Below are 12,306 nucleotides of genomic sequence, written 5' to 3'. Positions count from 1 at the left end.
GTGACTACCCCGAGATCCGGATGCCGGGGTTGATGCCCCAGATCGCCAATGTCATGAACAGATTCGCGAAGACGACCGCGATGATGCACATCTTGATCGCCCGGCCAGCGGCCACGCCGACACCCTCTGGACCACCGGAGGCGAAGAAGCCGTAGTAGCACTGGATGAAGGTGGTGATCGCGACGAACAGGATCGCCTTGATCAGCGAATAGATCACGTCCGTCGGGATCAGGAACTGATAGAAGTAGTGCTGGTAGGTGCCGGTGGCGGTGCCGCCGATCAGCTGAACGGTGAGCGCGCAGGAGATGTAGGCCATGGCCAGGCCGAGGCAGTACAGCGGGATGATGGCAACCATCGCCGCGAACATCCTGGTGCTGATCAGGTAGGGCAGCGGCCGGATGGCGATGGACTCCAGCGCGTCGATCTCCTCCGAGATGCGCATCGCGCCCAGCTGCGCGGTGAACCGGCAGCCCGCTTGTGCGGCGAAGGCAAGCGTCGCGAGCAGCGGGCCGAGCTCGCGGGTTGTCGCGAAGGCAGAGATGGCGCCGGTGATCGGGCTCAGACCGAGCAGGTTCAGTGAGTTGTAGCCCTGGATGCCGACGGTCATACCGCCGAAGGCGCTCAGGATGACGACGACGCCGATGGTCCCGCCGCCGACGACGAGATTGCCGTTGCCCCATGTGACGTCGGAGAGTAAGCGCCACACTTCCTTGGGGTAGTGCTTGAGCGCCAAAGGAATCGAGCCGACCGAGCGCAACAGGAAGAACACCTGGTGGCCGAGCCTGGCAAGCAGATCGACCGGCGCCTGAGCGGATTTCCGGATTGTTTGGAAGGGCCGCAGCAGCGGAGGTATATAGGTTGATGACACCGGCTCAGACCACCTGTGACGGGAACAGTGCGTTGTAAACCTGGGTGATGATGAGGTTCACCCCGAACAGCATGATGGCGGAACTCACTACCGCGGAATTCACCGAGTTCGCGACTCCGCCAGGACCACCCCGGGTGTTCAATCCGGTATCGCAGGCGATGATTGCCGCCAGCAGACCGAATATCAGTGATTTCACCAGTGCGACAAGCAGGTCGGTGGTCACCGCGAACGACGAGAAGGTGCCGACATACGAGCCCGGCGTACCGTTCTGCGCGAATATATTGAAGATGTAGCCGGTCAGAAAGCCGACGAAGACGACGAAGCCGCACAGCAGCACACTGACGAGCATCGCCGCACCGAGCCTGGGCGCGACCAACCTGCGCAGCGGGTCGACGCCCATCACCTTCATGGCGTCGATCTCCTCGCGGATGGTGCGCGAGCCGAGGTCGGCGCAGACCGCGGATCCTACGGCGCCGGCGATCATCAGCGAGGTGACCAGCGGCGCACCCTGCTGGATGATGCCGAGTCCGTTGGCCGCGCCGATGAACGAGGTGGCGCCGACCTGACCGGCGACCGAACCGACCTGGATGGAGACGATCACGCCGATCGGAATGGCGACCAGCAGGGTCGGCGCGGCGGCGACGCTGGCCATGAAGGCGCATTGCCGGACGAACTCGGCGAAGGGGAAGCGCCTTCGGAAAATCGCGACGAACAGTTCGGCGACGGCTGCGATGCCCATCGTGATCTGCCGACCGAAGGTCTCCAGCGAACGCTTGGGATGATCCTCCCAGTACGACTTCGTCCAATCGACCGCGTCACCGAACCGTGACCCTGTAGGTGGACTCTCGGTCGACTGCACTGGTTAAACCCCTCTCGACGCCGGTTGGATGCCCCGACGACATGTTTGCTTGAGGCACCTTACTACGGAGTAGCGCAGAACACACCAATGACTAGTGATCGCAGACATAGATGTCTGTCACCCTTCATGAAAAGCAAAGCGATGAGGGCGGCGACCTTGGGATATATCCCAAAGCTGCCGGTCGGACTTCCGGAACAAGCTACTGCGCCACCTGCGCAAATCCTGCACTACATGCGCGGCTCATCGAATTACTACGGATAATATTCATTTAAATTCCGATCGATTCCGAAGATGAACAGGTTGAGCAACATCTACCTGGTCAGACAAAGACGAACTCGGACTTTCGCAATTCTGATAGCGATCCGCTATTGTTAGCTTATAAGATACATTTCATCTGATATGTACAAAATGGGGGTTGAAGTAGGTCACGGTCGGACAACCCGTGTTTGGTGACGCGCCCGGAGGAGATTACTGACACGATGGGTGCGACAGATTGATATCGTGCGGACTTCCGACGTCTGGAGGGACATGTTCAGCAAACTCGCCAAGGTGGCAAACGCCGCCTTCGCCGTCGCCCTTGGCGCGGCGCTGCTCGGTACGGGCGCAGGGGCCGCCAACGCCCAACCGGGCCCGCCGGTCGTGGGAGGTGGATCCGGCATCATCATCGACAACCAATTCGAGTGCACCGTCACCACCGTCGGACACGACAATGCGGGGCGTCTGGTCGGCCTGACCGCTGGACACTGTGGCGATCCCGGCGCGCAGGTGTACGCCGAAACCGACCGGGGCGCCGGCGTGATCGGCCGGTTCGCGTACTCCAACCACGACCTGGACTACGCCGTAATCCAGTTCGATCCCGGCAAGATCATCCCGGTGAACCGGGTCGGCAACGTCACCATCACGGGGGTCGGCGCGCCGGCCAGCTTCCCGCAGATCGTCTGTAAAGAAGGACGCACCACCGGCAACACCTGCGGCATCGCCTGGGGTGATGTGTTCCAAACCAACGTCGAGACCTGGAGCCAGATGTGCGTCGTGGAAGGCGACTCCGGCGCGCCGGTGGTCGTCGGCACGACGCTGGTCGGCATGGTGAACGCCTACCTGGCCATCGCCTGCTTCGGCCCGGAGGTAGGCACCAACATGAGCGCCATCATCGGTGACATCAACGCGCGCGGCGGCGTCGGCGCGGGTTACGTCCCGATCTGATCGACCCCGGCATACCCGATGAGCGGCCCGAACGGATATCGTTAGGGCCGCTCATTCTTCGCTGTGAGCCGGTGCGAGCGCCGGGCCTGCCACCGCGCATTGCGGAAGGCAATCGACGTTGTCCAGGACGGGCGCGTGCCGGACGGGCCGAAGCAAGACCGCGGCAAGCACCGCACCCACCACCAACAGGCCGACACAGATCCACATCGCGGAGGCGAAGCCGTCATCGAACGCGGCCGGATCGCCGAACGCACCAGAAATACCGGCGAGCCCGGGCAGCGCGGCGACCGCGAGCAGCTGCGCGGTGCGCGCGACGGCGTTGTTCACACCGGAGGCGATGCCCGCCTCACTGGAAGGCACCGCACCGAGCACGGCCCCGGTCAACGGCGCCACGAGCACCGAGAGCCCGAGCCCGAAGACGAGCACGCCGGGCAGGACATCGGTCAGGTAGGTGGTGTCGGGGCCGATGCGCAGCAGTAACACCAAACCCGCCGCGGCCAGCAGTGGGCCCGCGGACATCGGGAGGCGCGGGCCATGCCGCTGCGCCCAGCGTCCGGCCGGCGCCGAGAGCACCAGCATGATCAACGTGATCGGCACGGTCGCGACGCCCGACAGCAGCGGCGAATAGCCCGCGACCAGCTGCAATTCCAACACCAGCAGGAAGAACACGCCGCCGAGGGCCGCGTAGACCGCGAGCGTCACGAGGTTTGCCGCGGTGAACACCCGTGAGCCGAACAGCGACGGCGGCACCAGCGGGTGGTCGCTGCGCACCTCGATCGCGACGAACACGGCCAGCAGCACGACGCCAATGCCGACGAGCAGCGGCAGCGAGTCGATCAACCCGAAGGTCAGCGCGCCGAGCGCCGCGGCGACCACGCAGGCGCCCGGAACGTCGAGCCTGGTCACCGCGTTCGGATCACGACTCTCCGGCACATGCTTCAGCGCGACCAGCACGACGACCAGCGTCAGCGGCACGTTGAGGAAGAAGATCGACCGCCAGCCCGCCACCTCGATCAGCCAGCCACCGAGAAACGGACCCAGCGCGCCTGCCACGCCGCCGAAGCCGGACCACAGGCCGATCGCCGCGCCCTGATCGCGCTGATCGATCGACGAGGAGATCAGCGCGAGACTGCCCGGCGTGAGCATCGCACCCGCTACGCCCTGCAGGATGCGGGCTGCCACCAGCATCTCGATGTTCGTCGCGGCGCCACACAGCACCGAAGCGATCGCGAAACCGATGGTGCCCCAGATGAAAACCTTGCGCCGTCCGAGCCGATCGCCGAGCGAGCCGCCGAGCAAGATGAACGAGGCGAGGGTCAGCGTGTAGCCGTTCAGCGTCCACTGCAGCCCGGCAACGTCGGTGTCCAGCGACTCACCGATGCGCGGCAGCGCGATATTGACAACTGTCGCGTCGAGCGAGGCTACCGACGACCCGAGGATGGTGGCCAGCAGAATCCAGCGGCCGGTGCTCGATTGCAACCGCGGAAGCTCGATGGCACTCACCGAAACCAGCCTAGCGGCAGGACGACGGAGACACGGTCAGAGCTCCTGTACGCAGACGACGAAGCGGCGCTTGTCGTAAACGTACCCGGTGCCGCTGCCGCAGACGCTGACGTCGTCGGCGTTCTGCTGGATCTTGACCACCTTCACGCCCTTCGCGGGGGTCGAACCCGTGCAGTCGATGCGCTTGGGATCGTCGCCGCCGACGTCCATGCAGCCCCCGACCACCCAGTCGATGTCCAGGCACAACGCGCCCTGCTCGATGCCGTTCACGGTCTCGGCGTAGTAATTGTCGGCGTCGCTCACGCACTGCGAGCTCTTCGGCTTCTTCTCGACCACCTTGTAGTTCGCCGCGCGGCTTCCGCACGACGACTTGGCGATGGTGGCGTTGGTGGTAGTGCCGCCGAGCGTCACACAGTCGCCGACGTTGGCTTCGAAGTCGGTGTTGCCACCCTTGGTGGTCGGCGCCGGCTTGCTGCTGCTCGGAGTGGGTTTGCCCGAGGACGGTTTCGGCGTGCTGGTGACCGAAACGGCATCGATCGTTCCGTTGTTCACAGCGGGCTGAGCAGTGCCGCTGATGGTCGAGCTGCACCCGGCGACCGTCAGCCCCGCCGCGACGGCGAGTCCGGCGAACGCGAGACGACCCCAGGTCGGTTGACGAGACACGTACAGTCCTCCCGAGCTGTAACGCTCCGAACTCACACCCCCGCAAGAATCCGAAGTTGACATGGCTGAGCTTGAAATACCACGCCATGAATACACCATGGACCGAGCGCACGTCGAGCCGAAGGCTCGAAACGGACCGTCGGCAACCGATCTGGGTATGGTGGAGTTCCGGTGCGAGAGGAGTTCTCCGTGGAGCTGATCAGCACCGTCGCCTGCTCGACGGCAGCTGTCGGCATCTCCTTCCGTCCCGCGATGCACGCACTCCCAGCCCAGCCGAGGTGTGAGTCTTCGGGGCACCGTTCACGGCCCGGCTCACGTCCGAGCGGGCGCAGTGTGTGCGCTGAAGGCACAAATCTCGCCCGTTCGGACGTGAGCCACAGCGGGGCTCGGGAACACGCAGCGCCGCAGGCACCGCAAAACCAACCCGACCTCGGCCGCCGACGAGCACTGTGTCTCCGCGAACGTGTCCGACATGGCCGCCGCGTACCTCGTCACCTCGAGTAGCTGGCAGATGGTGTAAAACCGGTTACCCTGATGAACCGGCCCGACGAACGGCGGTCAGGAGGTGACCCCATGGTTTCGGCAATGGCGGCGGACGAGTTCGAGCCCGCCGACTCGGCGGACAGGAAACCGACCGCGCCGCGCGAAATGCTGGTCGACCCGCGATTCATCCGGCTGGCCGATCAGTTCTTCGGCATGTTCTCCCAACCCGCGCGCGGCGGCGGCGCGCTCACGGTCTATCTCGACGGCAGACCCGTGGTCGACATCTGGGCCGGCTGGGCGGACAAGGGCCGCCGCTGGAACGGGGAGACCATCGCACTCACCTTCTCCACCGGCAAGGGCGTGGCATCGACCGTCGTGCACCGGCTCGCCGAACGCGGCCTGATCGGCTACGACACTCCGGTCGCCGAGTACTGGCCGGAATTCGCCGCGCACGGCAAGGACGACATCACGGTGCGCGACGTGCTCTCGCACCGAGCGGGCCTGCACCGGGTTCGCGGCCTCGTTCCAGGACGCGAGGGCATCCTGAATTACGACAAGGTGGTGCGCGCGCTGGCCGAGAGCCCGCCCGACCCGCGCCGCATCCGAACCTCCGGCTACCACGCGATCACCTTCGGCTGGCTGGTGGCCGAAATCGTGCAACGGGTGACGGGCGCGGCGTTCATCGAGGTGGTACGCAATGAGATCGCCGATCCACTGGGCCTCGACGAGTTCTGGTTCCGGGTGCCGGAATCCGAGCGACGCCGGATCGCCCGGATCTTCCGTCCCCTGAGCCCACCGGGGATCCGCTGGAACACCGCCTCGTCGGTGCTGTCCTGGGTGCGGCCCGTGCGCGGGCTCGCCGAGGCGGGCATGCCGGAGAGTTTCGACGAGCTGGTCCGCGACCCGCGCGTGCACGACGCGGTGATGCCCGGCTGGAACGGCGTGTTCTCGGCGCGCGCGCTGGCGCGGATGTACGGCGCGCTGGCCAACGGCGGGGTGGTCTATACCGACCAGCCCGAAGGCGTTCGCGGGATCGGTGCGTCCGGGCAGGAGCGCGTCGTGCGCTTCCTGCGTCCGGAGACGATCGAGACGATCGGCCGGGTGCAGCCGACGGAAAGTCGCGACTACGTGCTGGGGGTGCCGATCCGCTTCACCCTCGGTTACCACCGCCCGGTGCTGATGGCCAAGCAGCAACCGCGAAAGGCCTTCGGTCATTACGGCATGGGCGGGTCCGGCGCCTACGCCGATCCGGAGCTCGGCATGTCGATCGCGTTCGTGACCAACCGGCTCGGCGGCGCGGTGACCGCGCTCGGTGACGCCAGGCTCGCGCGGCTTGCGGCGACAGCACAGGCCACGGTGCGAAGGCAGAAGCCCGCCGGGACCGAACGGTAGCGCTGAGCGCAAGGCCGGTCCGAGCACGAGCCCGATCGAGCTGGCCGGATTGCCCTACCTCGACGCCGTGTGTCAGGAGACGCTGCGCCTGCACCCGCCGGTACCGATCGTCCTACGCCGCCTGACCGGGCCGTGCACGCTGCGCGGCGTGGCACTCGCACCAGGAGACACGATGGGGGTCGCGGTGCCGTTGCTGCATTCCGACCCGGATGTCTGGTCCGACGCGGCACGCTTCGACCCGGACCGGTTCGTCGAGCGCAGGATCGGCCGTTCGAGTTCGCTCCGTTCGGCGGCGGCCACCGGCGCTGTGCATGGCGCGGTGCTCGCGGACTACGAACTGCGGATCGCGCCGGTCACCATCCTCGGTCGGGTACGCCTGCGGCTCGGGCCGCGCTACGCGCACGGTCGTACGCCGGTTTCGGTCCCGCACAACATTGCAACCGGTCCGCGTCGCTCGATTTCATTCGATGTAATGAGTGATTTATCTCACTAACACGTTTGGGATGGCCACCTTCTCACTGCAACCCGGGCGCCGGCCGGAAGCCACACTCACCCCCGTGACCCGGATGTTCGACGGTTTCATGCCCACCTGGAGCGAATATGACGCAAATCATATACATGCGCTGCATGAATAAATGTGAAATGCCGCTGGCACCGGGCCACACCGGGACGGTAGGAAGGGACACAGGGGTCGGGCCATCAATATCTGTGGGGCGCTCTGCCGGCTCCGCGCACGAATCAGAGAATCTCGCTACGCGCGCGTGCGAGAAATTGGAACGGACGAAAACCTATGCAAGCCGCTTTGCACACCAGGTTGCTGCCTGCACGTCGTCAGGGAGGCCACCTAACCCGCCGGATGCGCCAGGGCGCCCTGTTGTCTGCCGCGATCGCCGCGGCCGGTGTCATGCTCGTCGCGCCCGCGCAAGCCGAACCGATCCCTGGCATCGGGACGGGCTCGGCCGCATCGGCCACCGATCCGCAGGCAAACTTCGCCCCGCCGGCGATCAACATCGCCGACGGCGAGGTCGTCGGCATCGCGCAGCCGATCATCATCACCTTCAAAGACCCGGTGACCGATCGCGCCGCCGCCGAGCAAGCCATCAACATCACCGCGTCGAAGCCTGCCCCCGGTCACTTCTACTGGCGCGGCGACAAGCAGGTGCGCTGGCGGCCGGATGAGTTCTGGCCGGACAACACCGACGTGCAGGTGCAGGCCGGTGGCACGAGCAGCTCGTTCAAGATCGGCGACGCATTCGTCACGACCGCTGACGACAACACCCACACCATCACGATTACCCGCAACGGCGAGGTGGTGCAGGAGATGCCGACCTCGATGGGCAAGCCCAAGCACGAGACCCCGAACGGCACTTACATCGTCGGCGAGCAGCTGGCCAAGATGACCATGGATTCGTCCACCTACGGCGTGCCCACCACGGACCCCGAGGGCTACAAGCTCGAGGTCGAGTACGCGACCCGCATCTCCAACAGCGGCATCTTCGTGCACGCCGCGCCGTGGTCCGTAGCTCAGCAAGGCGTGTCCAATGCCAGCCACGGCTGCCTCAACGTCAGCACCGAGAACGCCAAATGGTTCATGGAGAACTCGCGTAAGGGCGACCCGGTCATCGTGGAGAACACCCAGGGCGGCACGCTCAGCGCCAGCGACGGCTTGGGCGACTGGAACTGATCCGCCTCTCCGGGTATTCAGGCCGTACCAGTTAGGTGTGCGGTAAGACGGGCGCAGGTCCTGCGTAAGTGCCTGGCTGGGTCTTGGGCGTGCCCGATGAGTTACCCATGTGCTCGCGAGATCAGTTGTCGCGTCAGCGCCCCTTCGGGGGTGCTGACGAACAAAACGATCGAATAATCTGAAGTCGATCGTCGGCATCTCCAGTGTTTGCTTCACTTGGCCGGTGCACGAGAAGTTCAGCGGGTCGGCGAATGATCGTCATCGGCTGTTTGCTCCGGTCCGTAGAGTCTCCGCCGTGCGTACCAGGCCGGAGCGAGTATTGCCGCAGCCGCGTGAACGTGGCCTGAGGAACCGGCCGTGGCAGGACTACGCACTGTTCCTGGTGCTGGTGCTGCCGAATCTCGTCCTGCTCGCGCTGTTCGTCTACCGACCGCTGATCGACAATATCCGGCTGTCGTTCTTCGACTGGAATATCTCCGATCCGATCGCCACCTTCATCGGTTTCGACAACTACCGCGAATGGTGGGGCCGGTCGGACTCCTGGGATGTCGTCACCAACACCGTGGTGTTCACCGTGGCCGCGGTGGTCGGCAGCATGATACTCGGGCTGGCGCTGGCCCTGTTATTGGATCGAAAGCTGTTCGGCCGCAACATGGTCCGTTCGGCAATCTTCGCACCGTTCGTTATTTCCGGCGCCGCCGTCGGCGTCGCATTCCAGTTCATCTTCGATCCGAGCTTCGGCCTGATCCAGGACGTACTGCACCGCGTCGGCGTGAAAGACGTACCGGACTTCTACCAGAACCCGCACTGGGCGCTGTTCATGGTGACGGTGACCTACATCTGGAAGAACCTCGGCTACACCTTCGTCATCTATCTGGCCGCGTTGCAAGGGGTTCGGGCCGAACTGATGGAAGCCGCCGAGATCGACGGCGCGAGCCGCTGGACCACCTTCACCAAAGTGTTGTTGCCGCAACTGCGGCCGACCACGTTCTTCCTTTCCATCACGGTGCTGCTGAATTCGTTGCAGGTGTTCGACATCATCAACGTGATGACCCGCGGCGGCCCGCTGGGCACCGGCACCACCACCATGGTCTATCAGGTCTACCAAGAGTCCTTCCGCAACTTCCGCGCCGGATACGGCGCGACCGTGGCCACCCTCATGTTCCTGGTGCTGCTGGTCGTCACGCTGGTCCAGGTTCGCATCATGGATCGGGGCGAACAGTGAAACACCCAGGTGTGGAAACGCTTTCCCACCGACGCAGGCAGCGCGCCGTGACCCTGCTCGGCTACGCCGCGATGGTGTGCGTGCTGATCATCGTCGGCGTCCCGCTGTTCTGGATCTTCATCACCTCGTTCAAGGCGCGGCCCGACATCTACGTGCAGCCCGCAGTGTACTGGCCGCACAGCTGGCACCCGAAGAACTACGAGGAAGCCACCACGACACTGCCGTTCTGGACATTCCTGCGCAATTCGCTGATCGTCACCGGGATCGTCTCCGCTGTGAAATTCGTGCTCGGCACGTTCAGCGCGTACGGCCTGGTATTCCTGCGGTTTCCCGGCAAGACGGCAGTCTTCCTGGTGATAATCGCCGCGTTGATGGTGCCCAACCAGATCACCGTGATCTCCAATTACGCGCTGATCGCTCAGCTCGGCTGGCGAAATACCTTCCAAGGCATCATCGTTCCGCTCTGCGGCGTCGCCTTCGGAACGTTCCTGATGCGCAATCACTTTCTCTCGCTGCCCTCGGAGGTGATCGAGGCGGCGCGGATGGACGGCGCGAACTGGTGGCGGCTGCTCACCAGGGTTGTGCTGCCGATGTCCGGGCCGACCATGGTCGCGTTCGCGGTCATCACGCTGGTGAACGAGTGGAACGAATATCTCTGGCCATTCCTCATGGCCGACGACACAACCGTCGCCACGCTGCCGGTCGGCCTGACCCTGCTGCAGAACACCGAGAATCCGAGCGTGACGAACTGGGGGCCGGTGATGGCGGGCACGCTGCTGACGATGCTGCCGATCCTCCTCATCTTCCTGCTACTGCAACGCCACATGATCAAGGGCCTCACCTCGGGTGCGGTCAAGGGTTGACCGATACAGGAGATGCCACGTGCCCACTTCACAGTTCCCCGCCTCGGCGCGCAGGACCGCAGCGACAGGGGGATCGGCGCCGGCGAGCAGGAGCGCAGCGACGGGGGAATCGGCACTGACCCGACGCGGATTCCTGGGGCTGACCGGGGCAGTCGCCGCGGGCGCTGCGCTGACCGCGTGCGCGGGCACCGGCGGCAGCCCCGTGCAGTCCGGCGACGGCAAGACCCTCACCTTCTGGTCCAACCACCCCGGCACATCGAAGGAGCTCGAGACCGAGCTGATCAACCGGTTCCAGGCGAAATATCCCGACCGGAAGGTGAACCTGGTCGACGCGGGCAAGAACTACGAGGAGGTATCGCAGAAGTTCAACGCGGCGCTGTCCGGCGGCAAGCTGCCGGATATCGTTGTGCTGTCGGATGTCTGGTGGTTCAATTTCGCACTCAACGGCACCATCGAGCCGCTGGACGGCCACTTCGCCGACGCGGGGGTGCAACTGGACGACTACGTCGACTCGCTGGTCGCCGACTACCAGTTCAACGACAAGCACTACGCACTGCCCTACGCCCGCTCGACCCCGTTGTTCTACTACAACAAGGATGTGTGGAACCGCGCTGGTCTGCCCGACCGCGGCCCGGAGAGTTGGCAGGAGTTCGACGAGTGGGGACCGAAGCTGCAGGAGGTCGTCGGCGAGGGCAAGCTCGCGCACGGCTGGGGTGACGCCAAGAACTACCTTGCCTGGACCTTCCAAGGCCCGAACTGGACCTTCGGCGGCGCGTACTCGGACAACTGGACGTTGAAGTTCAACGACCCCGGCACCCTCGCGGCGGGCACGTTTCTGCGCAACATGATCAACACCAAGAAGTACGCGGGAATCAAGCCGCAGATCGCGGTCGACTTCGGCACCGGTGTGATCGCCTCCACCATCGCCTCGACCGGCGACCTGAAGGGAATCCAGAAAAACGCGGAGGGCAAGCTGACCTTCGGCACCGCGTTCCTTCCGCACCCGAACGGGCCCGGCGTCACCACCGGCGGCGCTGGCCTGGCCATCCCGGCGCGCATCTCCGACGAGCGAAAGGCGAGCGCGCTCGCGTTCATCGAGTTCGTCACCAACGCACAGAACACGGCGTACTTCTCGCAGGGCACCGGGTACCTGCCGGTACGCAAGTCGGCCGTGCACGATCCCAGCGAACACGACTTCCTCACGAAGAACCCGAACTCCAAGGTCGCCATCGAGCAGCTGTCGCTGACCAAGTCGCAGGACTACGCACGGGTATTCGTGCCGGGCGGCGACCAGATCATCGGCACCGGCCTGGAGCAGATCGGCCTGCAGAACGCCGACGTGGCAGCCACGTTCGCGCATGTGACCAGCCAACTCCAGGCAGTCATCGACCGGCAGATCACCCCGAAACTGCCCAACTAGTGTGTCGGTCCCGAAATTGCAGCTCTAATTATCTATGGTGTTGGGGTGGCGGGTTTCGGGCGTAGTGATGTCGAGTTCGTACTGGCCGGTGACGAGCGGGACCAGCTTGTCGCATGGTCGCGGGCGGAGTCGTCGCGGTTGGC

At 64.8% G+C, this 12,306-nt stretch carries 11 protein-coding genes; 7 read left to right on the top strand and 4 right to left on the bottom strand.

Features of this window, described 5'->3' with window-relative positions:
• Positions 1 to 4: 4 nt before the first annotated feature.
• Positions 5 to 868, bottom strand: a complete 864-nt coding sequence (locus AB4Z47_RS18185; RefSeq protein WP_441952209.1) for an ABC transporter permease — start codon at positions 866 to 868, stop codon at positions 5 to 7.
• A gap of 4 nt (positions 869 to 872) precedes the next feature.
• Entirely contained in the window at positions 873 to 1,727 is an 855-nt protein-coding gene (locus tag AB4Z47_RS18180; RefSeq protein WP_441952207.1) for an MlaE family ABC transporter permease, read from the bottom strand.
• A gap of 528 nt (positions 1,728 to 2,255) precedes the next feature.
• Between AB4Z47_RS18180 and AB4Z47_RS18175 the strand changes: the two genes are divergently transcribed.
• Positions 2,256 to 2,930 (top strand): serine protease, encoded by a 675-nt coding sequence (locus AB4Z47_RS18175; RefSeq protein WP_441952310.1) that lies wholly within the window; start codon positions 2,256 to 2,258, stop codon positions 2,928 to 2,930.
• 51 nt (positions 2,931 to 2,981) lie between these two features.
• On the opposite strand, the gene AB4Z47_RS18170 is transcribed toward AB4Z47_RS18175, so the two are convergent.
• Positions 2,982 to 4,433, bottom strand: a complete 1,452-nt coding sequence (locus AB4Z47_RS18170; protein WP_441952205.1) for an MFS transporter — start codon at positions 4,431 to 4,433, stop codon at positions 2,982 to 2,984.
• Positions 4,434 to 4,469: 36 nt separating this feature from the next.
• Positions 4,470 to 5,096 carry an LppU family putative lipoprotein gene (lppU, locus tag AB4Z47_RS18165; RefSeq protein WP_441952204.1) on the bottom strand — a complete coding sequence of 209 codons (627 nt, stop codon included), beginning with the start codon at positions 5,094 to 5,096 and terminating at the stop codon, positions 4,470 to 4,472.
• Between the two features lie 585 nt (positions 5,097 to 5,681).
• Here lppU and AB4Z47_RS18160 point away from each other — a divergent pair.
• From AB4Z47_RS18160 to AB4Z47_RS18135, 6 genes are all read left to right on the top strand, one after another.
• A complete protein-coding gene (locus AB4Z47_RS18160) occupies positions 5,682 to 6,971 on the top strand; it encodes a serine hydrolase domain-containing protein (RefSeq protein ID WP_441952308.1) in 1,290 nt (429 codons plus the stop codon).
• Between the two features lie 49 nt (positions 6,972 to 7,020).
• Entirely contained in the window at positions 7,021 to 7,464 is a 444-nt protein-coding gene (locus AB4Z47_RS18155; RefSeq protein ID WP_441952202.1) for a cytochrome P450, read from the top strand.
• Between the two features lie 411 nt (positions 7,465 to 7,875).
• Complete coding sequence (locus AB4Z47_RS18150; protein WP_441952306.1) at positions 7,876 to 8,655, top strand: L,D-transpeptidase; 780 nt, start codon at positions 7,876 to 7,878, stop codon at positions 8,653 to 8,655.
• Positions 8,656 to 8,950: 295 nt separating this feature from the next.
• Positions 8,951 to 9,880 (top strand): carbohydrate ABC transporter permease, encoded by a 930-nt coding sequence (locus tag AB4Z47_RS18145; RefSeq protein WP_441952201.1) that lies wholly within the window; start codon positions 8,951 to 8,953, stop codon positions 9,878 to 9,880.
• A gap of 71 nt (positions 9,881 to 9,951) precedes the next feature.
• Complete coding sequence (locus AB4Z47_RS18140) at positions 9,952 to 10,743, top strand: carbohydrate ABC transporter permease (protein WP_441952304.1); 792 nt, start codon at positions 9,952 to 9,954, stop codon at positions 10,741 to 10,743.
• Between the two features lie 115 nt (positions 10,744 to 10,858).
• Positions 10,859 to 12,163, top strand: a complete 1,305-nt coding sequence (locus AB4Z47_RS18135; RefSeq protein WP_441952302.1) for an ABC transporter substrate-binding protein — start codon at positions 10,859 to 10,861, stop codon at positions 12,161 to 12,163.
• The last annotated feature ends 143 nt before the right edge of the window (positions 12,164 to 12,306 follow it).

The organism is Nocardia sp. 2TAF39 (assembly GCF_052114905.1).
In the GTDB taxonomy this organism is placed as follows: domain Bacteria; phylum Actinomycetota; class Actinomycetes; order Mycobacteriales; family Mycobacteriaceae; genus Nocardia.
This window is presented reverse-complemented; position numbering and strand designations above follow the sequence as displayed.

Coding starts and splice junctions, on each gene's coding strand:
- AB4Z47_RS18175 (WP_441952310.1), top strand. CDS start 2,256: ATGTTCAGCAAACTCGCCAAGGTGGCAAACGCCGCCTTCGCCGTCGCC.
- AB4Z47_RS18160 (WP_441952308.1), top strand. CDS start 5,682: ATGGCGGCGGACGAGTTCGAGCCCGCCGACTCGGCGGACAGGAAACCG.
- AB4Z47_RS18150 (WP_441952306.1), top strand. CDS start 7,876: ATGCTCGTCGCGCCCGCGCAAGCCGAACCGATCCCTGGCATCGGGACG.
- AB4Z47_RS18140 (WP_441952304.1), top strand. CDS start 9,952: ATGGTGTGCGTGCTGATCATCGTCGGCGTCCCGCTGTTCTGGATCTTC.